Source organism: Methylocaldum marinum (assembly GCF_003584645.1).
GTDB lineage: Bacteria > Pseudomonadota > Gammaproteobacteria > Methylococcales > Methylococcaceae > Methylocaldum > Methylocaldum marinum.
The window spans coordinates 5916527-5939747 of sequence record NZ_AP017928.1 but is presented as its reverse complement, the minus strand read 5'-3'; the positions used below and the strand labels follow the sequence as shown (position 1 = coordinate 5939747).

Genomic DNA, 23221 nt, shown 5'->3' with positions numbered 1-23221 from the left:
ACCGCATCGTTCCCGTTCTCGACCGATGCGTCTCCAATCGCAAACGGTGTCTTCGGGAGCGCCGAAGCCACCCTTCCAATCGCAAACGGTGTCTTCGGGAGCGCCGAAGCCACCCTTCCAATCGCAAACGGTGTCTCCTGGAGCACCGGAGCCACCCTTCCAATCGCAAACGGTGTCTCCGGGAGCACCGGAGCCACCCTTCCAATCGCAAACGGTGTCTCCGGGAGCACCGGAGCCACCCTTCCAATCGCAAACAGTGCCTTCGGGAACGTCGAAACTCGAAAGATGCGGTTCGTGCCTCACCGCATCCTACGGTCTGCCGGTCGTGGCGGATTTGAACCGAGACCGCATAACGAAAAGCCTTCCACGGGAAAGCACATGAAAAAAGCCGAAAGCCGGGGAGTATTCAAAGCGGCGGGATGCGGATGCGTTGACTTCAGGGAACCGGTCTTCGACCGGATTCGGGACAGGCCCTTCGACCGGGCTCAGGACGGGCATCGTTCGCGAAAGATACGCTTGTTTCTCGGCATGCCCTCTAAGGCACCTCGAAAACCCCGCACTTCGACAAGCTCAGTGCGAACGGAGCTATGAAAATCAATATGTTCCGTTCGTGCCGAGCTCATCGAAGCATGAACGGAACAGGTTTTTCGAGGTGCCCTCTAAGGGTTATTGCTGTGCGAAAAGAAAATAAAGTCCTATTCGAATCGCCCTCACCCCAACCCAATCACTCCGCACATTCCCTGTGCGGAGCCGCAAGCGGCGCTCGCGCGTGCAAACCGGCCTCGCCACGCTACGCTGTCCCGCTTCGCTGGCGAGTCCGGGGCAGCCCATCCCTGGCCTGCCCGCTCGTCGCGTTGCGACTCGCCCTGCCGATTTGTCCCGGACGGAGAGGGAGCTCTTGCGACTTTACTTTCTTGACCATTAGTAAATCAATGAAACAATGAATAAGACCGAACTCATTGGATATTCCCACTGAGCATGTATTACCTATGACGACATATTTCGTAACCCGTCATCCCGGCGCCGTCGAATGGGCGCGCGAGAGCGGAATTGCCGTCGACCGGCAATTGGCGCACATGGACATCGCGGAGGTGAAAGCCGGGGATTGCGTGATCGGCACCCTGCCCGTCCATTTGGCGGCGGAGGTGTGCGCGCTCGGCGCGCGTTATTTTCATCTGGCCCTGGAAATACCGCCGGAATGGCGGGGGCGCGAGCTGTCGGCCGAGGATCTCCGGCGTTTCGGCGCCCGCATCGTCGAATATCGAGTGGTCGAGGCCGGAGGGGAAACCCCTTGAGCGAGCGCATCCTGGTCGTTCCCCGCGCCGCATGGCCACCCTTGCCGGAAACCGGTGCCTGGCGTCTGTCCGACCGGCCCTGCTCCGGCGAATGGGCCTGGCGGCCGCGTTCCGAAGCCGAAACCGACGAGCGCTTTCTGCAAATCATTCCGTACGCGCTGCTCCGAAGTCGCTCGCGTGACATCTGGTGCTATGCGCGAAACGGCGGCGATGCCCGGCTGCGGGACGGGCTCAGCGCCGGCGTCGGCGGGCATGTCGATGAAGCGGACGCGGCGGAATCGATCGGGGCCATGGCCGAACGGGCACTTCGCCGCGAGTTGCGGGAGGAGCTTCAGTTGCGGTCGGACATCGCCGTCCCGGAACCGGCCGCCTGGATTTACGAAGGACTCTCGGCGGTCGGACGGGTGCATATTGGTTTGCTTTACGTCTTGTCCTGGTCCGAGGATGAACCGCCACGACCGGTGGAAGGCCAGGGATTGAAAGGCATCGGCTTCGTCCCGGCCGAGCGGATCGCGGACGATCCGCGCTTCGAGTTGTGGAGCCGGCTCGCCGCCGATTTTCTGATTCGCAATTCCGCATGAAAACGAACATTCTTCTGTGCACGCTGGGCGCGTCGTGGGCGGTGATTCCCGAAGTCTACGGCTTTCTCGCCCCGGACCGCTTGCCGCTCTACCGCCGCCATCCTCAACGCGCCGACTTCGACGGCCAACGCGACGAGCATCGGCTCGAAGCACCGGATGAAATCTGGGTCTGCACCACGCAGGGCGAAAAACCCGAGGAAGGTATCGCGGCATTGCTCGATTGGCACGCTCGGTTGGAACACCCGCCAACGCTCCGGATCTGGCAGGCCGAAGGAACCAACCAGCTCGCCAGCCAGGTCGAGTGCGAGCGGTTCCGCGAAGTGCTGTTGCGCCTTTGCCTTCTGGCGCATGAGCGCGCTGGAGACGGCCAGGTCGTATTTTCGCTGGCCGGAGGGCGCAAGACCATGAGCGCCGATCTGCAATGGGCGGGTTCCGTGCTTGGCTGCGACGCGCTGATTCATGTGGTCGGCCAAGAGCCGTTGCCGAAACTGCTTAGGGAACCGACCGTCGAATTTTTCACCCGCGAGCTGCCGGCCGAGATCGTCCCCACGGTGGTACCGCTGGTGGCGGGAGTCGGTCGGCGCAGCGAGCTGCTGGATGTCGAACTCGATGGCCGCGGCGCGGTTTCTAGTCGCGGTTTTCCCTTACCTCTGGCCGAACCCGGCGCGCCGCTGCCCTGGGAACACACGGAAGGCCCCTCGCTTTGCGATGAAATCCGAAGGCGCGAAGCGGCCGGGAGCCAGTTGCTCGGCAATTATCTGAGAGCCCTCGGCGAGGCTGAACACCACGAGAACTGGCGCAGCGTTTATCGGCTGCCCCCGCGCGTCATCGAAACCTTGCGGACGCGGGCGTTGAATCCGGATCTGGCCGACTGGCTTCGAACGCTGCCCAAGGCGGACTTGCACCGGCACATCGGCGGCTGTCTCGATCTCGACGACCAGCGCACGGCCGGCCTCGCGGTTTGGGAAGCCTTGAATGCTTCCGCGCGCGGGCGCGCGCTCGACCATGTCGCGCCGCTGCTGGAACAAACCCTCTGGCCCTCGGACTGGCCGAAACGATTGACCGCACCCGACATCCCGAGGCCGCATTGGACCGCCGCCCTGCTCGTCCATGCCGACCCCGACCGGCTGACCGGCAACCTGTTCGACGCCACCGAACCGCGGGTCGCGCTCAAATCGCGTCATCCGCTCGGCTTCGCGGCCTACGAGCGGCCGGGCGAACTGTCCGGCTCGGCGATCCTGTCGCATACCGCCGCGATCGAGCCGTACGCGGATTGTCTCGTGCGCCAGGCCCGGGCCGAGGGCTTGGCCTATGTCGAGCTGCGCGGGAGTCCGCACAAATACGGCGACGGACTGCTGTTCCTGGAGCATCTGGCCGCCGCCTTGCAAGCCGCCGCGGCAAGCTTGCCGCACGGTCCGCGACCCTTGTTCCGGTTCATACTCATCGCCGACCGGCGCCAACACGATAGGCTTCCCGAGGTGATCGACCTGGCGGTTCGGGCGAAGGAGCGCCTGCCGGATTTCGTGGTCGGGCTCGACATGGCGGGCGACGAGACACAAGCGCTGCCTCCCGATGCCGCGAATGCCTTCGCCCGTGCCTTCGAAATCTGCCTGCCGCTGACCATCCATGCCGGCGAGGGCGAAACCGCGGAACAAATCTGGAAAGCGGCCTACCATCTCCATGCCGACCGGATCGGCCACGGCCTGACCATCGGCGATCACGCCCGACTCGCCCAGCGCTTCCGCGACAGGAGCATCTGCCTGGAGCTTTGCCCCAGTTCGAATAGGGAGGTCGTGGGTTACCGCGATCCGGCGTACCCGGAAACGGCGGACTGCCGCGAATACCCACTCTGGAAACTCTGGCAGGCGGGACTCCCGCTAACGCTGTGCACGGACAACCCCGGCATCAGCCGCACCACGCTGACCGGCGAATACCTGACCGCCGCGCGCATGGTCGGCGACGACAAACTCAGTTGCTGGGACGCCTTGGCCATGATCAAGCAAGCGTTCGTCCACGCATTCCTGCCGAGCCAGGAAAAGGAAACCCTGCTGAAACGGGTGGACGATTCGATATACCGGCAGGTGCTCGATCGGTTTGGGGGTTGAATCGCGGCGTGATCGGTGCGGTTCGTTCCTCACCGCACCCTACGATGTAGGATGTGGTGACCGGAGGGAACCGCATCTGGCGCGGCCGATCGGTGCGGTTCGTTTCTCGCCACACCCTACGATGTAGGATGTGGTGACCGGAGGGAACCGCATCTGGCGCGGCCGATCGGTGCGGTTCGTTTCTCGCCACACCCTACGACGTAGGATGTGGTGACCGGAGGGAACCGCATCGTTGGATCCGCATTGCACGAGATCGTGTTTTTGAAAAGAACTGTATTATGGCTATAGATATTCATGTGATTCTCGTATCCGGACAACCGACGCCGAACATCACTCCGGTACTCGATCCCGACATCAAGCCCAGGCATATCGTCATGCTGGTGAGTCCCGACATGGCGCAGCGGGCCGATTGGCTCAAGGCGGTTCTGCTGCCGGCCGGCGTTTCGGTGAGCCAAGTCGCGATCGACAATGCCTACGACATCGAGGCCCTACGCGAACGGCTGCTGACCTTCGTGGCCGAACACGAACACGAGAACCTCGCGCTGAACGTCACCGGGGGAACCAAGCCCATGGCTATCGCGGCCTATGAGGTGTTCCGCACCGCCGATCTGCCCATCTTTTACGTACATCCCGAACAGGACCGTCTGATCTGGATGCATCCCGCCAACCGGCATTCTCGGGAACTCGCCAATCGCATCAAGCTCAAGGCTTTTTTCCAGGCCCATGGCGCCCAACTGGGCGAACGGCCCGCGCATTTCGGCATGCCCGAGCGCTTGCGGATGCTGGCCGAAGGGCTCGTCCGGCACATTGATCGATATCAAGGCGCCCTTGGAACCCTGAATTGGGCGGCAATGTCGGCGGAAGGGCGCGAGCCGCCGATCTCGGATGAACTCGGTCCGGGCCAACTCGAGCGCGAAGAATTCAAGGCCCTGCTCGGCTGGTTCGAAACCGAGCAGCTGGTCATGAAGAAGCACGGACGCCTTCTTTTCGCCGACGCGGACGCCCGCTTTTTTGCCAATGGCGGATGGCTGGAGCAGTACGTGTACAGCGCGGTCCAGAGCCTCAAGGGCGAACTCAGGGCGATACAGGACATCGGCCGAGGGCTGGAAGTCGTGCGGCAAAACGGCGGGGAGCCGATTCACAACGAGTTGGACGTCGCTTTTCTCGCGGAAAACCGGCTGTACGTCATCGAGTGCAAAACCCGCCGTTTCAACGGCGAACGCGAAACCGGCGGCGCAGGCGCCGACGCGATTTACCGGCTCGAAGCGCTTTCCAACCTCCTGGGCGGTCTCCAGGCCAGAGCCATGCTGGTCAGTTATCAACCGCTATCCCGCGCGATTCAGGAACGCGCCAGTGCCTACCGGATTACAACTTGCGCCGGTACGGAATTGAAAACCTTGAAAGATAAATTGCGCCGATGGATTGGTTGAATCGCCCGATGCTAACTTTTCAGCAAGCCAATTTTTCTGCAAAACACATTACAAACTTTTGAATATAAAGTTGTTTTAGACGCCAGTCGTTGAGTCGAGACCTGATAAGGAAGGGTTTAGCCAACTCAATTCCAACGAATTCGTAGGTCGGAAATCCTTTTCCGACATGGAGCGTCGATCAACCATCGTCGCCGGCAAAGGATGGTCGACCTATGGATACTATTGTCAATGGTCGAAGCAACTCGAACGATGCGGCTCGTACCTCACCGCATCCTACGAGGCGCCGCTCCCCGCCCCGCTAATCGGCCGCCCGCCCGCAAGCTTGCGAGACGCCCCCTCCTTTCCGCGCGACATTACAGTAGCGGCCATGAGCAAACGGTCGCTTTACATCGCCGCCTACGACATCTCGGACGATGCCCGCCTGCGCAAGGCTCTTTTCGTGCTGCGCAACTATTCCACCGGCGGGCAGAAATCGGTTTTCGAGTGTTTCCTGACCATGGCCGAGAAGCGTCAATTGATCGACGAGATCAAGGACGTGATCGACGAGGAAGCCGACCGCTTTCTGCTCTTGCGGCTGGATCCCCGGATGAAGGTTCGCGTGCTCGGCATTGCGGTCCCGCCGGCGGACCCGGAATTCTTCTACGTCGGCTGAGGATCGAATGGGCACGCTTTACCTGGATAGAAAAGACATCGAATTGCGCCGCGAGGGCCGGCATCTCTGCCTTTATGAAGCCGGCAGCCGGAGCGCTACGATTCCCCTGAACGTCATCGAGCGGGTCGTGGTCCGCGGCCAGGCGACGCTCAGCACCGGGGTGCTGGGTCTGCTCGCCGAGGAAGGCATCGGCCTTCTGGTCCTGAGCGGCCGGCAGGGGCGTACGGCGGCGATTCTGCATGGAACCGGACATGGCGATACCGCCAGGCGCATCGCGCAATACCGGTGGCACCATGATGACGACTTTCGCCTGCCTTGGGCGCGCCGGCTGGTGGCGCTCAAATTGAAGGCTCAAGCGCGGCTGCTGCGGTCGGCTCTCCCGGTCCGGCCCGATTGCCGCAAACCGCTCACGGACGGGATCGCTCGCCTCGAACGCGCCTTGGCAAGCATCGAGGGCTCGCAGCGGCTGGAACGGCTGCAGGGCATCGAAGGCGCGGCTGCGGCGGCTTATTTCGCGGCATATACTCAGCTCTTTCCGGCCGGTCTCGGCTTTACCGGACGCAATCGCCGGCCACCGAAGGACCCGGTCAACGCGGCCCTGTCGCTCACTTACACGCTGCTCCATTTCGAGGCCGTCAACGCCTGTCATGCCGCGGGACTGGATCCGTATGTCGGCTTCTTTCACGAACCGGCGTATTACCGTGAGTCACTGGCGGCGGATTTGATCGAACCGCTGCGGCCGAGAGCGGACCGCTGGGTCTGGCGCCTGTTCGCCGATCGGGCGCTGCGCGGCGATTCGTTTGCAACCGAGGCCGACCGGTGTCTTTTGAAAAAGAATGGCCGGGAAATTTTTTATGGCCGCTACGAGTGCTTCGCTCGCCCTCTGCGCGCGCTGTTGCGGCGCTACAGCCTGTTGATCGCGCGCCGCCTGACCGGGGAGGCGCCGTGAAACCCCTCTATCTGCAAGGTTCGGGAACGGCGGTCAAGCTCGACGGCCCTGCCCTGCGCGTTACCCGTTCCGGCGCCGCGGAACGCTGGTTCCCGCTGCAGCGCATTTCGCACGTGGTCTCGGCGGTGCATATCGACTGGACGATCGATGCCCTGCTGGCCTGCGCGGAAAACCGCATTACGGTCAGTTTTATCGACGACGAAGGTGCGGTCTTGGCAAGAGTGGCGGGAAAACCCGGAGAACGCAGCGAGCTTCGCCAGCGCTTTCTGGATTTTCTGCTGCGTCCGGATTGGCGGGATTTGTATCTGCAATGGATCGGGGCCATGGAGCGCATGGCGGTGCGCAGCGTGATCCGCCGCACCGGCCTCGCTTTCGACCGCCCGCCGTCGGCGAAGGCGTTGCGCCGTCTGTTCCGGGAAGGCGCGAGAGCCATGGGTCAGCTTACGGTTTACGATCGTATCGGCGGTGAAGTTTTCGGCCTGCTGACGACCCTGGTGACCCGGCATTTGGCCGATGTCGGGATCACCACCGAATCGGAGCGTATGGGCGAACTCGATCCGGTAACCGGCCTGAGTTCGATTGTGTTCTGGGATTTTCAGCTGGCGCGGCTGGCCTGGCTCGAAGACCGGCTCCGTGACGATCGGCTGGATATTCCCGACCGTCTTGAAATTGTCGGCTTTTTCGAGGCCCGGCGAGAACGCACGGAGCGTCTGATTCGTGGACTGCTCGGCCGGCTGCACGGCTGGCTGCTGGAGATAGGGTGATGGCGCAGGGACGAGCGCAAAGCTATCTGGTCTGTTACGACATCGCCGATCCCAAGCGCCTGGGCCGGGTTCATCGCTTTCTTCGGGAGCACGGCATTCCGGTGCAATATTCGGTATTCGCGGCGCAGGCGACGGCCAAGCAACTCGCCCGCATCATTGCCGGACTGATGCACCGCATCGACAGGCGCGCCGACGACGTCAGGATCTATCCCCTGCCGAGCCGGCCGGAAACGGTCAGCCTGGGACTCCAACTCTTTCCGGAAGGCGTGCTGCTGATGGAAAAGGTCAGGATTTACTTAGGTTGCGGCGGTAGGGTTTTCATGCCTCGGTACAGCCGCTCGCAAGGTCGGGAATCCTTTCCCGACGTCGCGGCCCGATCCGGCGTCTGCGTCGGCAAGGGATTGCCGACCTACGACTGAGGCGCCCTGTAGGTCGGGAATCCTTTCCCGACGGCACAGCCCGATCCGGCGTCTGCGTCGGCAAGGGATTGCCGACCTACGACTGAGGCGTCCTGTAGGTCGGGAATCCTTTCCCGACGGCACAGCCCGATCCGGCGTCTGCGTCGGCAAGGGATTGCCGACCTACAACTGAGGCGTCCTGTAGGTCGGGAATCCTTTCCCGACATCGCGGCCGGGTCCGGCGTCTGAGGCCGCGCCGCTAGCCCGCAATGCTCCAGGCGGTCTTGCCCGGGATCGGGGGTCTCGGGACGATGTAGAACGGATACTCGTCGGATTTGGCCGTTTCCTCGGTGTGTTCGACCTGGGAACGGGAGATTTCCGTCGGATTGGACTCTACTTTGGTAGTCGATTCGCTGTTCATGATGTTGGCCTCTCTGTTAGGGGTTAAAGGCGGCCTGGCTTGCACGGGATCCGTTCAGGCTCCGCGCCGCCCCGCATGCCGGAGGATGAGTTTCCGTTTCGTCGCTTACGCCGCTGCACCTTGCGGCTGTCCGAACGTCCCGGAAGAACTCCCTTCGGTTGGCGTTGCGTCTTCGCTTAAGCTCGCTGCAATCCCCGCGCCACCTTCGCGCAATAACCATAAATCATTGATTTCAATAAATATACGGATAAGGTCGTCGCGTGAATCGGCGCCGGGATGCTTACAGGCTCGCCCTAATTTGTCGGCTTTTCGACAAAAAGCACGGGATATCACACGGCGTGACCGTCCGCCAAAGGCGCCTGTTTGAACCCGCCCATGCGGCGGCTTCCTTCCGCCCCAACCCGCTCCCGCGGGGCCTGGGCGCCATAAGGACGGCATTTTGAGCGGCACAGAAGATGCGAGCCAACCGCTTGTCTCGGTTGTGCAGATGCGGAATTTCGAGCAAAGTACCGGAGGGAGTACGCGCGACGCAGACGCTGTACTCGCGGAGTCCATGCCCTCTTTTGTCGCATTTGCGACAAAACGGTGCAGAAAACTTCGAAGCATTGACCGCGTTAAGCGCGCAACCCAAAAACCAGCAAGGCTCTCGGGACGAACCCCGGCACATGGCATGTGTCTTGCTCGACCAACCAAAAATGCACCAAAGAGGCTCTCGTGTCCAAACATCCTACCGATAAGCCGGCATCAAAGCCGCCCGGAGAGGCCTTGCCCGTTGAAAACGGTATGCTTGCTCTATTCGCGGAAACCGTGGAGCAAGCTCCGGTGGCGATCTCGATCACGGATGGCAAGGCCAATATCCTGTATGTGAACAAAGCTTTCACGCGGGTTACGGGGTATGCACCAGAAGAGAGCATCGGCCGCAATGAATCCATGCTGTCCGACAAGAACACGCCGAAATCCGTATACGAGGAGCTTTGGCGCCGTATCCAGTCGCAGCAGACCTGGCACGGCTATCTGCTCAACCGCCACAAGGACGGCCGGCGCTACCTGGCCGACCTGACCATCGCGCCGATTTTGAGCGAGCGGAACGAGACCACCCATTACATCGGCATGCACCGGGACATCACCGAGATGTACCGGCTGGAGCAGCAGGTCACTCAGCAAAAAGTGCTGATCGAGACGGTGGTCGACTCGATTCCGGTTGCGACCGTCCTTTTGGATGAAGCCGACAACGTGGTGCTGGACAACCAGATGTACAAGACCTTGTCGGGCGATCTCGGCCTCGTGGACCCTGCACGGACGTTCATCGATATCCTACGGGACGATATGGCGGAAGAGTGGGAGCGAATGAAACAACGGAAATCCGGCTTTCACAATCGCGAGGTCCGATTCGACCGCGGCGGACACTACGCACCGCGCTGGTATGCCTGCGCCGGGAGCTGGTTCTGCCTGGAAGACGACCGCGTCGAGGCGTTCTTCAACGAAAACGCCCAAACCTATCTGCTACTGACCATGACCGACATCACCCAGCAGAAAAGGCAGGCCGAGGAGATTCGCATTAATGCACTCAAGGCGCTGATGGCGGAAGAAGAAAAAATTCAGCGCTTGCGCGAAACGCTCTCCGGCGCCATTCACCATATTCAGGGTCCGATCAATCTGCTCAAGGCGGCCAAGACCATGTTGACGCGGCGGGGGCTGGATGCGCGCAGTGTTTCACTGGTCGACATTCTGGATCAGATTCGATCCGCCGGCGAACATTCGGTGGCCTTAATGAAAAGGTGCATACCGGAACACAATAACTCGGCCATGACGCCGGTCAATCTGAACCAGTTGCTGCATGAAACCATCGTGCTGCTGACCGAGCGGCTTCTCGCCTGCGGTATCGTCGTCGACTGGAAACCGACCCCGGTTCTGCCCGCCTTGATGGGCCGGGAAAGCCACCTGCGCACCATGTTCAAGCAAATCATCGAAAATGCCATCGAGGCGATGAATCAGAGCGGCATCGTGACCCGCGAACTGCGCATCTCGACCTGGTGCGACCAGCACTTGCTGCACGTTTCCATCGAGGATACCGGTCCGGGCATTCCGGACGAGTTGCGCGTCAAGGTCTTCGAGCCATTTTTCTCCACCAAGAACGACGGCCACGGGGGTCATTCCGGTACCGGTTTGACCATGGCCCAGGAAGTCATCAATCAACACCTTGGTCTGATACGGATCGATCCGAACTATCGCGAGGGATGCCGAGTGCGTATCCAGTTCAATATCCACAACACGATATTTATCCCGGAAAAGGTTTCCGATCATGGATGACCGTACTCAATTGATTGAGCGCGAACTGGAAGCTCTCTATCAGGTGAGCCAGGTGCTCAACCGACCCTTGGAGCTGAGAGCGAAACTGGAAGCCATCTTGGAAATTTTGCAGGAGTGCGCCGACATGCGCTGCGGAATGCTGGCGCTCAGGGAGCAAGACGGCGATGCTCTGGCGGTGTGTGCCATGTTGGGCAAAGACGGCGTCGAGGCCGGCAGGCCGGTCCGCTACGAGCCGGGCGAGGGCCTGATCGGCACGATTCTCGACGCAGGCCGCACCATCGTCGTGGAGCGCATCGCCGACGATCCCCGGTTTGTGGGCAAGCTGGGCCTGTACGATCCGGCCCTGCCGTTCATCGGATCGCCGATCCGCACCGGCGAAGACGATGACGATGACGATGATGAAGTGGTCGGTGTATTGGCGGCCCAGCCCGCGGACGCGAAACTGCTCGACACGCGCGCCCGGTTTTTGGAAATGGTCGCCAACCTGACCGCGCAAAGCGTCGGCCTTCTGCGCATCATGGAACAGAAGCAGCTCGATCTGGTTGCCGAGCGCGACCAATTGAAACAAAGCCTCCGCCGGAATTACGGTTTCGACAATATCGTCGGACGCACCGCGGCCATGCTGCGGGTTTTCGAGTTGGTCAGGCAGGTCGCGAAGTGGAACACGACGGTGCTGATTCGCGGCGAATCCGGTACCGGCAAGGAGGCGATCGCCAACGCCATTCATTACAACTCGGCCTGCGCCGGCGGCCCTTTCGTCAAGCTCAATTGCGCGGCCCTCCCGGACAACCTGCTGGAATCGGAGCTATTCGGCCACGAGAAAGGCGCGTTTTCCGGGGCCATCAACCAGCGCAAGGGGCGCTTCGAACTCGCCAACCACGGCACGATCTTTCTGGACGAGATCGGTGAAACCTCGCCTACGTTCCAGGCCAAGCTCCTTCGCATCATCCAGGAAGGGGAATTCGACCGGGTCGGCGGTACCCAGACGCTCAAGGTGCAGGTGCGCATCATCGCCGCCACCAACCGCAACCTGGAAGAGGAAGTCGAGTCCGGCCGGTTTCGGGAAGACCTCTACTACCGCCTCAACGTGATGCCGATATTCATGCCGGCGCTGCGGGAGCGGCTGGAGGACATTCCGGATCTCGCGGACTTCCTGCTCAAGCGTATCTCCCGGCAACAGGGCGGCAGACCGCTGATCATCAAGGAAAGCGCCATCCGGCTCCTGATGCGCCACGACTGGCCGGGCAACGTCAGGGAACTGGAAAACTGCCTGGAACGGGCGGCCATCATGAGCCCGGACGGGATCATCGATCGCGACGTCATCGCCATGACCGGCATGGAGGACGATGACATTTCGGTTGCCGGGCCTGTCGTCAAAAAGCCGGAGTTCAATCTCGACGGAATGGATGAAAGAGAGCAGGTCATCGCTGCGCTCGAGCAGACCGGCTGGGTGCAAGCCAAGGCTGCCCGCCTGCTGAATATGACACCCCGGCAGATCGCCTACCGGGTACGGACGCTCAACATCAAGATGAAGCGGATTTAGGCGGATTTGGCCGATTGCGCGCCTGGCTCGACCGGTTTACAGCGCGCCGGAACGGCCGCAGGCTATTGGGCCAGCAGCGCCTACCCCTTCGGCTCGGCTCAGGATACGATGGGAAGGGCGGCTTCGACGCTCCCGAAGACGCCGTTTGCGATTGGGAAGGATTCCCGACCTTGCGAGCATTTGTAGGTCGGCAATCCTTTGCCGACTCGCGGGGTTTCTCTAGCTCCCGCCATTCCGCCTATGTTCCTCGTAACTCGAAATCAACCTGTTCATTTGCGCCTCGTCGCTCAGGCAATCCTCTAGCCGGCTGCTGATCAGATGCTCGTAATGACGGCGCAGCATGCAATCGGTCGGGCACGGAAAAGTAATCGTCTCGATCATGTATCTGACGTGACTCATGTAATGCCGCCTGAGCACCGAATCTTCGGGAATGGCAAGACGCGGGGGTATTGCCACCGAGGCCTTCGGAACAGCCATCCGCATTGTGTTCGCGGATGCCTTCGGCGATGGCTCCGAAGACTTCGCGTTGGCCGGAACCTCCGGAACATCGGCCGCCCCGTCTTCCGCAACGCTGCCGCGTTTTTCGCTTTTCCGGAGAAGCAAGTACACGATGACAATGATTGACAGCACGACGACCGCGGCGGCGACGATCAATGCCAGCCGAAACTCGTCGCCCGCCAGACTTTGAAAGAACTCACTCAGCTCGGATTGCTTCACGATTACCTCCTCCCATCTTAATTGTTGCTTATGTTATTTCCGGACCGGCACGTTTCGGCATACGGTCGCCGCTGAAAAAAGTCGCCGCCCGGACCGGACGGTTTGTTATGTTTCATGCCTTTATTTCCCGGACATTCTCGCCGTGAGCCGCGGACTCGGAGTATCGAATCCCTTACGAAATATCCGGGAAGTTTACAGATTAAACCCAAGAACAAAAATTGCCCAGTCTAGTATTCACTTGTCGAAACCGAAGCCCGGTCATTATTGAACCAAATAGCGTAGGTCTTTGTTCTTACAGCACGTAAAGAAAGTAAAGTCCTATTCGAATCGCCCTCACCCCAACCCTCTCCCAGAGGGGGAGGGAGCTCTTGTGGCTTTACTTTCTTGACCATGAGTAAATGAGATAATCCCAACACATCAGCTCGGTCGCAAAAGTATTACGGTCTGGCCGACATTCGTACGCGTAAAGCGCCGCGCTTCGGTGGAAAGGCGGATTGTCGGGAACCGAGGAATCCCGGTTTGGAAAGTGAATTTCTCAGAAATCGTACGGCAAATGTCGTGGTGGAAAATTCCGACAAATTCGGAGGGAATAAGCTTATGAGCGGTACTTGGATGTATCCGGGTGCAGGCTGCCCGGTCGGATGGCGCGGCGCTGCGGACTGAGGCGGAAATGGCTTCCGAACCGCTTCCTATGACGCGCCTGTTCCGTGATGTTCGTCCCAGAGTCGCTTGAAACAGGTATCCAGCCTCGACAAGCGGGTATTGGCGGCCTCAAGACGATCATAATGGGGAAAACGCCGGGAATTGCCCGCGTCGTACCAGGCCGCCATATCGCGTTTGAGACCTTCCTTTTCCTGAACCGTGCTTGCAATGAGCTGCCGCGTCCAATCCTGTGCGGCATTCGGCGTGAGCGCCGCAATGCGGTAACGTACGCCGGTATCGAAGATCCTCACGCCGCCGCCTTCGGCCACGGTTCGGCGAAGAGCCTCGCTGTCCGAAATTTCTACGCCGGCAAGATAATCGATGCCGAAATGGTATAAATCGGGCAGCCAGGGCGTGGTCGGCCCCATCAGCACGCTGACGGCATTGCGGGACAATTCGGCCAAGCGCGGGAAAGTCTTGTTGGGTATCGATGTCGCGGTGATGAATACCCACTCCGCCCCGGGCAGTAGATACTCGCAGGCTGCGTCGGGGAAATCGCCCGCCGCCGGCTGGCGCTCCAATATGGTCAGATCCAGCCCGTGCTCGACGGCAAATCGGTCAAGCCCCGGATAACGGCCGATAACGCCCACGCGTCGCCCTTTTATTTCGGGCAGGAAGTGTTCGAAAACGGCAAGATTATTTCCGCTTTCAGGCCGGGGCATGAGTGTAACGCCGGGGGCCGGAAGCTGCTGGCGATTGATACCGGCGTTAACGGCCGCCATGCCGATCGTGGCGCGGTAAGGGTCGAAGTCGCGCACCCAGGCGGCGAGTTCGGTGATGGATTTTCCGCTCAGCGTGCCGGCCCATGGCAGGGTCCGGGTGGGTACCCCCGGGCTCATCGCCAATCCAAGGGATTCCGCTTCGCAATAGGTCCACACCAGGCCGATCAAGACCTCCCGCACGTGAGCCGGTCCCGCGGCATAATCCTGTAATAAGTCGTAGATTTCGTATGGATCGCTCATGGTGTGCCCATTACGCCCGCTACGGTGTCCGCCGGCACAGGCGGCACCTGCCGGGCATCATCTGAAACCGCCGGCGTCGGCCCATGAAAGGGAATAAGACTTCCGGGAAACGGATTCGGGGATCATACCGGACCCGGAACCTACCGGTCATCCCGGACGATTTTACTCGCCGAGCGCGGGTAACAGTTTGGCTTCCGATTTGATGACGTCTTCGCGCCCCCAAGCCACCACACCTTCCACGAACCAGCGCAGGTCTTTCGGATGCGGCAGAACGACGTCGTATTCTGCGAAGAAGGTTCCGTCGGCGTGGAATTTCATTTCACCGACCCGATGTCCTTTGGGACTGCGCCAGTAAGCGCATAAGGTGTCTTTTCCGCTGAAAGGATCGCGGCTGGCTTCGAAGCTGGCTTCACTATAAACCGGCTTCATGGCGATTTGTTCGGGCAGGAATCCAAGCTCGTAAATTTCCGAGATCAGCCGCGCGCAAATCGTTTCGCCCAAAGCGAGATGGGCTTGTACCATCGGTTCGATCGTTTCCATGAGGGATACTCCAAGATTCAACCGAGACGTGGACGGACGCCTGCGCAAGACGTCGTTCCGGCGTTCCGCTTGCCGCTGTCCGGGGCAGCGGGTATCTGAAAACGAGTTTTGGGTTTTTCGCGCGATATCATGCTCCGTCTCGTAGGCGTTGATCCAGCATCGATCAAGCAATGGCAATGCCATTTTTATCTTATTGATTCTGAAATAAACACACGTCTTTCTCGCATGTTTGAAATGCTACAACAGCTTTTTTCGAGTCGCTAAAACAACAAATCCCAGCCGAAAGGACTGGGATTTGTCCAAGGTCGAGCGCGACCGAAAGCTTACATCTGCTCGCATAAGGTGTTCTGCTTCTTGCTCGAATTCGGCAGCATCTTGCGCGCTTTCCAGAGACCTACACCGAGAATCAAGGGCAGCACGATCAGCGGGAATTCGACCACGGCAGATGCCACCAGCATCAAGACGAAGAAGCTTATTGCCGCAAACAGTAGAACGAATGGGACTATCCCAAGAAGCAACAAAATATGCATAACCACCACCATAATTTAAATTACGGAAATAATCATAACCAAAACTTCGGGATTGTGTTGGCTATTTTCAACCACTTTTAGGAAATAATCGCTTCATGTTTTTAGCATAACGCCTTTCTATGGAAACAATACAAATCGGCTTATGCTGACAAAAAAAAACCGCGAAACAGCGACCTAACAACCGTTCCGCGGCAAAACATGGCGAATACCAAACCTTTCTCGATTCTTGGGCGGTGCTCGTTCAACCGGTCGTAGTCATCCCCGGAACATTCACTCCGTTCTTACCGAAATCCGACTTGGCAATTGCCAGTCGCGAAGCTCCCGTTCCCTCCGGCCCTATTTCCGTAAACAGCCGCCTCATTCGCCCGAACCGCCGTGACACCACCGTTTTCCGATCGGACCGACCGCAGAAGGTTACGGATCTCGGGATTGCATTTGCCGCAAGCCGTGCCTGCCTTGAGACAGGCGGAGATGTCCTTGCGCGTGCAAGCCCCCGAGCGTATCGCTTCGCAAATTTGGCTTTCCGTGACCGCTTTGCAGATACAGATGTACATGAGTTGCCTCAATCTCTTTGTCTCTTGCCGCTTCAATCACCCGACATGGGGTAGCTCTCGAACAAATAGTCGAGCCATAGATTGGACACTTTCTCCAAGGTCGTGTTTTGGCGCAGCCGCGCATTCAGGTGCGGGAAATCGACCTGGTCGAGGTCCTGATCCTGATTGAAGCAGGTGTAAACGAAGCGCTCCTTGCCGGTCTCGGGATCCTTCTGCTTGCACATGCACTGGGCACACACGCCTTTCATCATGCATTGCATGGGTGAGTTGATGGAGCCTATCGCTACGTGGTTTTCCTTCAGATAAGGCTGCAGCGCCCCGAACCGCGCCGCTTTCACGGCGGACATCATGCGGTCCGAACCGATCGCGATGATGCGATCGGCGTCTTTGAGCGGAATGGGAATATCTCCCAGTTCACCGCTGCCGTAAGCCACCATCGCCTCCACGATGTTGCCGACGAAGGATTTGTCCTGCGGCCGCGTGGTGGCAATGGGACTCGCGCCCTTGGTCTTGTCGACGGACCACACGATGACGTCGGAGGCATCCTCGATCTCCTTGACCTTGAAGAGGTCCCGGGCGCTACGGTAGCCGGCAAAATACAGGACCCGATTGCCGTTCTCGCGAAGAGCCTTGCCTATGGAGAACAGCACGGCATTGCCGAGACCGCCTCCCAGCAGGAGCACTGTTTCGCCCCGGGGTATCTCGGTGGGCGCACCGGTGGGTCCCATCAATACGACGGGATCACCCGGTTTCCAGGTGGCGCACAGGCGCGAGGACGTCCCCATTTCCAAGGCGATCACGCCGACCAGACCTTTTTCCCGATCCACCCAGGCACCGGTGAGCGCGATGCCTTCCGTTGCCAGTGAAGTGCCGTCGAGCCGCGGCGCGTAGGACTCGAAATTCTGCACCCGGTAAAACTGGCCAGGCTGAAATTTCCGCGCCGCCATGGGCGCCTTTATCGTGATTTCGACGATGGTCGGCGTCAGTCGCTTGACCTCCACGACCTCGGCCGTGAGCTGTTCGTCCAGTTGCGATTGAAACGTTGCGAGTTCCGCATCACGCTCGGGCTGCGCCGCCTCGTCGAGCCGCTCCAGATCCTTTTCGAACAGCTTGACCACGTAGGGATATCCGTCCTTGGCACTGGCCATGGCCTTGACCACGTTGCCGGCATAAACCGGATGGTTATCGCCGTAGTAAGTAATGTATTTCCCGTCATTCCCGTAGGAGGTAAACGGCGCCGGGACCAGTTCTTTCGGCATGCCCCAGCCGTTCTTGGGCTCCATTTGGGGCGAACCGCCTTCGTTCCATGCGGGTTCGAAGCGCTGGAAGAAATTGCCGTCGAGCTTGAAGGTGCCCGGAAATTCGTTTTCGTAGATCGTGTTCGGCGACGTACCGGCGGCGACCAGGAGGGTTCGCAAAGGCACGATGGGCTGTTCGCCGGCGTCGACCCAGCGGCCGTCGTCGCGCTTCACCAGTTTTTCGAAACGCACGGCCTGCAGATAGCCGTAATCGTCGGTGATCGCCTCTTTCGGATTCATACCTTCGGCGAATACCAGACCTTCTTCCATCGCCTTGATGATTTCTTCATGGTTCTGGCGATAGGCCGGCGAATCGTTCATGCCCTTGCGGTAGAACAACGTCACCCCGCCCCACTGTCGGATGAGCGGCTCGAAATCGGGTGTTTCTCCCTGTGCCTCGGCGCGCCAGCGCTCGGCACGTATCGCTCGGCCGTGGGTGAGAAATTCGTCCAATATGGACAGTTCCTCGCCGTCGAAACGTGAGCGTACCTGGGTTTCTCCGTAGCGGGCGACGAGCCGTTCGTAACGATCGAGAGTCTTCTCCACCTGCACCGGGTAATACGCCAGTAGTTCCGTTACCGCGTCGGTGGCGGTGAGGCCGCCGCCGATCACGCCGGCCGGCAACCGCACTTGAAGATTGGAGAGCGAGGACTGTTTCGCCGCCCCCGACAATTGCAAGGCCATGAGAAAATCCGAAGCCTTGCGGATACCGCGGGCGAGGTTGTTCTCGAGGCCGATCATGGTCGGCTTGCCGGCACCGCTGGCGATCGCGATATGATCGAAACCCAGTGTCCAGGCGTCGTCTATGCTCAGCGTGCTGCCCAGCCGAACGCCGCCGTACATGCTGAAATTCCGGCGCCGCGCCAGGGTCAGGTAAATCACCTTGAGGAAATTCTTGTCCCAGCGCACGGTAATGCCGTACTCCGCAACACCGCCGAAGCCCATCAGAACGCGCTTATCCAGGTCTTCGTACAGCATGTGGAAATCGTCCACCGCCTCGGGAAGCCCCGCGTCCTTTCCGGTAAGTTCTTCAGGCAAAGGCTCGATCTTCAGAGCGTCGATGGCAACCACGCCGAACCCTTCGTTGAGAAGGAAGTGGGCGAGCGTGTAGCCGGCCGGTCCCAAACCCACGACCAGCACCTTCTTCCCGTTGTAAGGCAAGGCATAGGGGCGCTTGAGGTTCAACGGGTTCCAGCGGGTCAGCAGGCTGTAGATCTCGAAGCCGTAAGGCATGAACAGCACATCGGTGAGAATATTGGTCTCGACTTGCGGAATGTTGACCGGCTCGGTGACACGCTGAAACACGCAGGCCTTCATGCATTCGTTGCAGATTCGATGGCCGGTGCCGGGCGCCATGGGGTTGTCGGCGACGATCATGGCCAGGGCGGCGATATTGTCTCCCTCCCGCTTCAGCGCGAAGGCTTCGGAAATGCGCTCTTCCAGCGGGCAGCCGATCTGGGTTACGTCGAGCGGATTGTGGCGGAATCCGCCCTCCTTGGTGCGCTGTCCCTTGGAGCAGTAATCGTTGTTGCGCACGTGACAGAGAACGCAGCGATCCACTTCATAGTTCGATTCGCGTTCGGTGGCTCTGAGGTCGGTCAGCGCAAATCCGTCGCGCCGGCGACGCTTATCCAGGGGACCCGCCAACACCTCGAAACCCTGTCTCGGTTCCGCGTGGCACTCGACCAGACGTTCATAAGCGATGCGTTCCGGCTGTTTCAGCGACGCCCAGTCGGTAACCTTGGCGCGGATCGTCGGATGGTTGAGGGCCGCGTAAGTCCAGCGTTCCACGACATCGAGCAGGCCGAGCACGAACGCCGAACCATCGGTTTCCGCCAGTGCCGCCGCGAAACGTTCGCGGGCCGCCGGGTCGGCCTGCAGGCTTTGTCGCAATGCCGCCGTATCCGCTTCGGCATCGCCACCGTAACTACCGGCGTCGCCCTTGGCCTTCGCCTGGTAATACTTCGCCAGCGCATCCAGGCGAACCGCAACCGTTGCCAGAGCCTGCTCGGGATCGAGCTCGGTGTCGGTCCCCAGGACCGCCCGAATCAAGTCTTCAGGCGCCGAGGTCAAACTCTCCAGATCGAAGCTGGCCAGCGCTTCGGCGTCAAACCGCTGGCCGACGCGTTTGACTACCGTATTCTTATAGGTAAACACGCTTTCGAATTCGCGCGCCGCGGCGGATCGCTGGGCTTCGCGCTCCGCTTCCACATTAAAGAGGCGCGCGACGAAGCGTCCGAGGTAGGGCGCCGTCCGGAGCAACGCATCGGCGAGCTCTGTGGCAGGGAGTTTGCCTTCCGTATCCTTGCGGCAAGCATCATACGCGCGGTAAACCTCGGGGTCGTCCGCCTCCAGGGCCTGGTCGAACGCTTCGTAAAGCGCTCTAAGTCGATCGGGATCGTACAAATCCCGATAATCAAAGCCTGGTATACCCAAGGTAAAATCGCGTCGGGCGTATGGCTCGCCGACCGTGGCGCAGCGCTGCGTAAGATTCATATTCGCATTTACCCCTCTACTCGTACGGTCTTTGGTCCGTATTAAGCAGAAGCCATGCCATTGATAATTTTTCGCCTAAAACCCACGAAATATAGGGTTTTTTCACTACCGAACGACGTCGGGTCGCTTGTTATCTTTATTACGAAATCCGGGCGTTTTGAAGGTTTTTGTAGCGAACGTGACAAACCCTGCCGGCACTCGGCGGCACCTTCGCGTGGCCTTAGCGATATCTACAGCGGGATTTTCCCCTTCTCCCTCGTGTTAACGCGGTCCGGACGCCTCGCCCCAACCGGCGAAACAGGCCCCGCAATGTCGGCCCAGGCCCCCCGGATTGCACCATTGCGCTCGAAATTGTTGAAAACCCGACAAATCGCCACGCCGAGCTCAAGGCATTTTTAGTCGATATCTCAAATGCTTACGCGCGAAACCTGCATTGGTACGGGCCTTGCTTAATCCGAGGTAACCCGGCAAAACCCACCGCTCGAGGTGAGCGGCGCGGGTTTTGTTGAATGCGAACCCGGAGAAACCAATGTCCATGAAACTACCGATTTATCTCGACTATTCGGCGACGACCCCGGTTGATCCGCGCGTTGCGGAGAAGATGATTCCTTTCCTGACCGAAGCGTTCGGCAACCCGGCCAGCCGCTCCCATGCCTTCGGCTGGACCGCTGAAAAGGCCGTGGAAGATGCACGGTCCGAAGTCGCCCAGCTGGTCAACGCCGATCCCAAGGAAATCGTCTGGACCTCCGGCGCGACCGAGTCGGATAACCTGGCGATTAAAGGGGCAGCGTATTTCTATCAGACCAAAGGCCGTCATCTCATCACCGTCAAGACCGAGCACAAAGCGGTGCTGGACACCATGCGGGAATTGGAAGCCCAGGGCTTCGAAGTCACCTACCTCGACCCCCTCCCCAACGGCCTTTTGGATCTCGATGTTTTCCGCGCCGCGATTCGTCCCGACACCATCGTCGCGTCCGTGATGCACGTCAATAACGAAATCGGCGTAATCCAGGATATTGCCGCCATCGGCGCGATCTGCCGCGAAAAGGGTGTGATCTTCCACGTCGATGCAGCGCAGTCCACGGGCAAGGTCGAAATCGATCTTTCCAAGCTGCCGGTGGACCTGATGTCCTTTTCGGCGCACAAAACCTACGGCCCAAAGGGCATCGGAGCGCTCTTCGTACGACGTCAGCCGCGGGTACGACTCAAGGCGATGATGCACGGCGGCGGCCACGAGCGCGGGCTCCGCTCCGGCACCCTGGCCACTCATCAGATCGTCGGCATGGGCGAAGCTTTCCGCCTCGCCCGCGTGGATATGGCGGAAGAAATGAAGCGTATCGGCAAGCTGCGCGACAAACTGCTGGGCGCCGTGAAGGATATCGAAGAGGTTTATATCAACGGCGATATCGAACAGCGGGTCCCGCATAACCTCAACGTCAGCTTCAACTATGTGGAAGGCGAATCCCTCATGATGGCGCTCAAAGACCTCGCCGTATCCAGCGGTTCCGCCTGTACCTCGGCCAGCCTCGAACCGTCCTACGTTCTCCGGGCGCTGGGACGCAGCGACGAGCTTGCACACAGTTCCATCCGGTTTACCCTCGGCCGGTTCACCACTGAAGACGAGGTGGATTTCGCGATCTCCCTGATCAAGCAAAAAGTCGATCGACTGCGCGACCTTTCTCCATTGTGGGAGATGTACAAGGAAGGCATCGATCTCAACTCAGTTCAATGGGCCGCCGCGCATTAAGCGGATATCGTCAATCACCAACCAATTGGAGACCACCATGGCGTACAACGAAAAAGTTATCGATCATTACGAAAATCCCCGCAACGTAGGCTCCTTCGAGAAAGAGGAAGACGGTGTGGGCACCGGGGTCGTCGGCGCACCCGCTTGCGGCGACGTGATGAAACTGCAGATCAAGGTCAACGATGAAGGCGTTATCGAAGACGCGAAGTTCAAAACCTACGGCTGCGGCTCGGCCATCGCTTCCAGCTCCCTGGTTACCGAATGGGTCAAGGGCAAGACCGTCGAAGAGGCACTGGCCATCAAGAACACCGAAATCGCCGAAGCATTGGCTCTGCCGCCGGTGAAGATCCACTGCTCGGTTCTCGCCGAGGACGCGATCAAGGCCGCCGTCACCGACTATCGGTCGAAGACCGAAACGTCCGAAGCCGGTTACGACGTCTGTAAATCCGCTGCGTAAATATTACAGGAGAGCATCATGAATGCCGTGGTTGAAATTCAGGATCTGACCCCTGCCGCTCCTCCGGTCATCTTCAGCAACAATGCCGCCGCCAAGGTCAGCGAACTGATCGCCGAAGAAGGCAATCCGGACCTGAAGCTCAGAGTTTATGTTTCGGGTGGCGGTTGCTCCGGCTTTCAGTACGGATTCTCGTTCGAGGAAGTCGTCGCCGAAGACGACACGACGGTCGAAACGGACGGGGTGACCCTCATGGTCGACCCCGCCAGTCTGCAATATCTGGCCGGCGCCGAGATCGATTATCAGGAAGGGCTGGAAGGCTCACGCTTCGTCATCAAGAATCCGAACGCCTCTTCGACCTGCAGCTGCGGCAGCTCGTTCTCGGTTGGCGGCTCTAGCTGTTCATCCCAGTAATTCTTCCGCGATACGAGGAGAGTTCAGATTATGGCAGTAACCTTGACAGAAAAAGCCGCGCGCCAAGTGCAAAAGCACTTGGCCGCGCGCGGCACGGGACTGGGACTCAGAGTGGCCGTCAAGACCTCTGGGTGTTCAGGCCTCGCTTACGCCCTGGAGTTCGTCGATGACCTCGCTCCGGAAGATTGTTCTTTCGAGAGTTTCGGCGTCACCCTTCTGGTCGACCCGAAAAGCTTGGCCTATCTCGACGGAACCGAACTGGATTACGTGCGTGAAGGTTTGAACGAAGGTTTCAAGTTCAATAACCCGAACGTAAAGGCCGAGTGCGGCTGCGGCGAGAGCTTCAATGTTTAGAACGT

21 protein-coding genes are annotated in these 23221 nt (G+C 59.7%); 14 read left to right on the top strand and 7 right to left on the bottom strand.

Going from position 1 to position 23221, the window contains the following annotated elements; genetic code table 11:
* Positions 1-989: 989 nt before the first annotated feature.
* The 8 genes from csx16 (at position 990) to cas2 (sS8_RS26785) (ending at position 8195) form a co-directional block, all read left to right on the top strand.
* The gene (gene csx16, locus sS8_RS26820; RefSeq protein ID WP_119632436.1) at positions 990-1295 is read left to right on the top strand and encodes a CRISPR-associated protein Csx16; all 306 of its coding nucleotides are present in this window, start codon (positions 990-992) and stop codon (positions 1293-1295) included.
* A complete protein-coding gene (locus sS8_RS26815) occupies positions 1292-1876 on the top strand; it encodes a hypothetical protein (protein WP_119632435.1) in 585 nt (194 codons plus the stop codon). The genes csx16 and sS8_RS26815 overlap by 4 nt, the downstream gene beginning before the upstream one ends.
* A complete protein-coding gene (locus sS8_RS26810; RefSeq protein WP_119632434.1) occupies positions 1873-3981 on the top strand; it encodes a CRISPR-associated ring nuclease in 2109 nt (702 codons plus the stop codon). Before sS8_RS26815 ends, sS8_RS26810 begins: the two co-directional genes overlap by 4 nt.
* Positions 3982-4259: 278 nt before the next feature.
* On the top strand, positions 4260-5411 hold the full coding sequence (locus sS8_RS26805) for a Card1-like endonuclease domain-containing protein (RefSeq protein ID WP_119632433.1): 1152 nt from the start codon (positions 4260-4262) through the stop codon (positions 5409-5411).
* 367 nt (positions 5412-5778) lie between these two features.
* Complete coding sequence (cas2, locus tag sS8_RS26800; protein WP_119633044.1) at positions 5779-6063, top strand: CRISPR-associated endonuclease Cas2; 285 nt, start codon at positions 5779-5781, stop codon at positions 6061-6063.
* 7 nt (positions 6064-6070) lie between these two features.
* Positions 6071-7012 carry a CRISPR-associated endonuclease Cas1 gene (gene cas1 / locus sS8_RS26795; protein WP_119632432.1) on the top strand — a complete coding sequence of 314 codons (942 nt, stop codon included), beginning with the start codon at positions 6071-6073 and terminating at the stop codon, positions 7010-7012.
* Complete coding sequence (locus sS8_RS26790) at positions 7009-7776, top strand: CRISPR-associated endonuclease Cas1 (RefSeq protein WP_170161282.1); 768 nt, start codon at positions 7009-7011, stop codon at positions 7774-7776. The genes cas1 and sS8_RS26790 overlap by 4 nt, the downstream gene beginning before the upstream one ends.
* Positions 7776-8195, top strand: a complete 420-nt coding sequence (gene cas2 / locus sS8_RS26785; RefSeq protein WP_119632430.1) for a CRISPR-associated endonuclease Cas2 — start codon at positions 7776-7778, stop codon at positions 8193-8195. Before sS8_RS26790 ends, cas2 (sS8_RS26785) begins: the two co-directional genes overlap by 1 nt.
* 238 nt (positions 8196-8433) lie before the next feature.
* Here cas2 (sS8_RS26785) and sS8_RS28420 read toward each other — a convergent pair whose 3' ends face one another.
* Positions 8434-8595: a hypothetical protein gene (locus sS8_RS28420; RefSeq protein WP_170161281.1), complete on the bottom strand. Its 162-nt coding sequence runs from the start codon at positions 8593-8595 to the stop codon at positions 8434-8436.
* A 714-nt stretch (positions 8596-9309) separates the two neighbouring features.
* On the opposite strand from sS8_RS28420, the gene nifL reads away from it, so the two are divergent.
* Together nifL and nifA are read left to right on the top strand one after the other, a co-directional pair.
* Positions 9310-10905, top strand: a complete 1596-nt coding sequence (gene nifL / locus sS8_RS26780; RefSeq protein WP_232020455.1) for a nitrogen fixation negative regulator NifL — start codon at positions 9310-9312, stop codon at positions 10903-10905.
* Positions 10898-12448 carry a nif-specific transcriptional activator NifA gene (nifA, locus tag sS8_RS26775; RefSeq protein WP_119632429.1) on the top strand — a complete coding sequence of 517 codons (1551 nt, stop codon included), beginning with the start codon at positions 10898-10900 and terminating at the stop codon, positions 12446-12448. Before nifL ends, nifA begins: the two co-directional genes overlap by 8 nt.
* Before the next feature lie 219 nt (positions 12449-12667).
* On the opposite strand, the gene sS8_RS26770 is transcribed toward nifA, so the two are convergent.
* The 6 genes from sS8_RS26770 to sS8_RS26745 form a co-directional block, all read right to left on the bottom strand.
* Positions 12668-13165 (bottom strand): hypothetical protein, encoded by a 498-nt coding sequence (locus sS8_RS26770; protein WP_119632428.1) that lies wholly within the window; start codon positions 13163-13165, stop codon positions 12668-12670.
* A gap of 689 nt (positions 13166-13854) precedes the next feature.
* A complete protein-coding gene (locus sS8_RS26765) occupies positions 13855-14829 on the bottom strand; it encodes a DUF364 domain-containing protein (protein ID WP_119632427.1) in 975 nt (324 codons plus the stop codon).
* Between the two features lie 162 nt (positions 14830-14991).
* Positions 14992-15369, bottom strand: coding sequence for a hypothetical protein (locus tag sS8_RS26760; protein WP_232020454.1), 378 nt, complete (start codon positions 15367-15369; stop codon positions 14992-14994).
* Positions 15370-15692: 323 nt separating this feature from the next.
* The gene (locus sS8_RS26755; protein ID WP_145986689.1) at positions 15693-15899 is read right to left on the bottom strand and encodes a hypothetical protein; all 207 of its coding nucleotides are present in this window, start codon (positions 15897-15899) and stop codon (positions 15693-15695) included.
* A 281-nt stretch (positions 15900-16180) separates the two neighbouring features.
* On the bottom strand, positions 16181-16453 hold the full coding sequence (locus sS8_RS26750) for a (2Fe-2S)-binding protein (RefSeq protein WP_119632425.1): 273 nt from the start codon (positions 16451-16453) through the stop codon (positions 16181-16183).
* A 32-nt stretch (positions 16454-16485) separates the two neighbouring features.
* The gene (locus sS8_RS26745) at positions 16486-20247 is read right to left on the bottom strand and encodes an FAD-dependent oxidoreductase (RefSeq protein ID WP_119632424.1); all 3762 of its coding nucleotides are present in this window, start codon (positions 20245-20247) and stop codon (positions 16486-16488) included.
* Positions 20248-20782: 535 nt separating this feature from the next.
* Here sS8_RS26745 and sS8_RS26740 point away from each other — a divergent pair.
* Genes sS8_RS26740 through iscA form a run of 4 tightly spaced genes read left to right on the top strand, consistent with a single transcriptional unit; the run spans position 20783 to position 23216 of the window.
* Positions 20783-21994 (top strand): IscS subfamily cysteine desulfurase, encoded by a 1212-nt coding sequence (locus sS8_RS26740; protein WP_179952437.1) that lies wholly within the window; start codon positions 20783-20785, stop codon positions 21992-21994.
* A 37-nt stretch (positions 21995-22031) separates the two neighbouring features.
* The gene (iscU, locus tag sS8_RS26735) at positions 22032-22451 is read left to right on the top strand and encodes a Fe-S cluster assembly scaffold IscU (protein WP_119632422.1); all 420 of its coding nucleotides are present in this window, start codon (positions 22032-22034) and stop codon (positions 22449-22451) included.
* An 18-nt stretch (positions 22452-22469) separates the two neighbouring features.
* Positions 22470-22862, top strand: a complete 393-nt coding sequence (erpA, locus tag sS8_RS26730; protein ID WP_119632421.1) for an iron-sulfur cluster insertion protein ErpA — start codon at positions 22470-22472, stop codon at positions 22860-22862.
* Positions 22863-22892: 30 nt separating this feature from the next.
* Positions 22893-23216: an iron-sulfur cluster assembly protein IscA gene (iscA, locus tag sS8_RS26725; RefSeq protein WP_119632420.1), complete on the top strand. Its 324-nt coding sequence runs from the start codon at positions 22893-22895 to the stop codon at positions 23214-23216.
* Positions 23217-23221 lie beyond the last annotated feature (5 nt).

What these genes read in the sequence shown, in the direction of transcription:
- csx16 (WP_119632436.1), top strand. Translation starts at nt 990, where the DNA reads ATGACGACATATTTCGTAACCCGTCATCCCGGCGCCGTCGAATGGGCG.
- sS8_RS26810 (WP_119632434.1), top strand. Translation starts at nt 1,873, where the DNA reads ATGAAAACGAACATTCTTCTGTGCACGCTGGGCGCGTCGTGGGCGGTG.
- sS8_RS26805 (WP_119632433.1), top strand. Translation starts at nt 4,260, where the DNA reads ATGGCTATAGATATTCATGTGATTCTCGTATCCGGACAACCGACGCCG.
- cas2 (WP_119633044.1), top strand. Translation starts at nt 5,779, where the DNA reads ATGAGCAAACGGTCGCTTTACATCGCCGCCTACGACATCTCGGACGAT.
- cas1 (WP_119632432.1), top strand. Translation starts at nt 6,071, where the DNA reads ATGGGCACGCTTTACCTGGATAGAAAAGACATCGAATTGCGCCGCGAG.
- cas2 (WP_119632430.1), top strand. Translation starts at nt 7,776, where the DNA reads ATGGCGCAGGGACGAGCGCAAAGCTATCTGGTCTGTTACGACATCGCC.
- sS8_RS28420 (WP_170161281.1), bottom strand. Translation starts at nt 8,595, where the DNA reads ATGAACAGCGAATCGACTACCAAAGTAGAGTCCAATCCGACGGAAATC.
- nifA (WP_119632429.1), top strand. Translation starts at nt 10,898, where the DNA reads ATGGATGACCGTACTCAATTGATTGAGCGCGAACTGGAAGCTCTCTAT.
- sS8_RS26765 (WP_119632427.1), bottom strand. Translation starts at nt 14,829, where the DNA reads ATGAGCGATCCATACGAAATCTACGACTTATTACAGGATTATGCCGCG.
- sS8_RS26760 (WP_232020454.1), bottom strand. Translation starts at nt 15,369, where the DNA reads ATGGAAACGATCGAACCGATGGTACAAGCCCATCTCGCTTTGGGCGAA.
- sS8_RS26755 (WP_145986689.1), bottom strand. Translation starts at nt 15,899, where the DNA reads ATGCATATTTTGTTGCTTCTTGGGATAGTCCCATTCGTTCTACTGTTT.
- sS8_RS26750 (WP_119632425.1), bottom strand. Translation starts at nt 16,453, where the DNA reads ATGTACATCTGTATCTGCAAAGCGGTCACGGAAAGCCAAATTTGCGAA.
- sS8_RS26745 (WP_119632424.1), bottom strand. Translation starts at nt 20,247, where the DNA reads ATGAATCTTACGCAGCGCTGCGCCACGGTCGGCGAGCCATACGCCCGA.
- sS8_RS26740 (WP_179952437.1), top strand. Translation starts at nt 20,783, where the DNA reads ATGAAACTACCGATTTATCTCGACTATTCGGCGACGACCCCGGTTGAT.
- iscU (WP_119632422.1), top strand. Translation starts at nt 22,032, where the DNA reads ATGGCGTACAACGAAAAAGTTATCGATCATTACGAAAATCCCCGCAAC.
- erpA (WP_119632421.1), top strand. Translation starts at nt 22,470, where the DNA reads ATGAATGCCGTGGTTGAAATTCAGGATCTGACCCCTGCCGCTCCTCCG.
- iscA (WP_119632420.1), top strand. Translation starts at nt 22,893, where the DNA reads ATGGCAGTAACCTTGACAGAAAAAGCCGCGCGCCAAGTGCAAAAGCAC.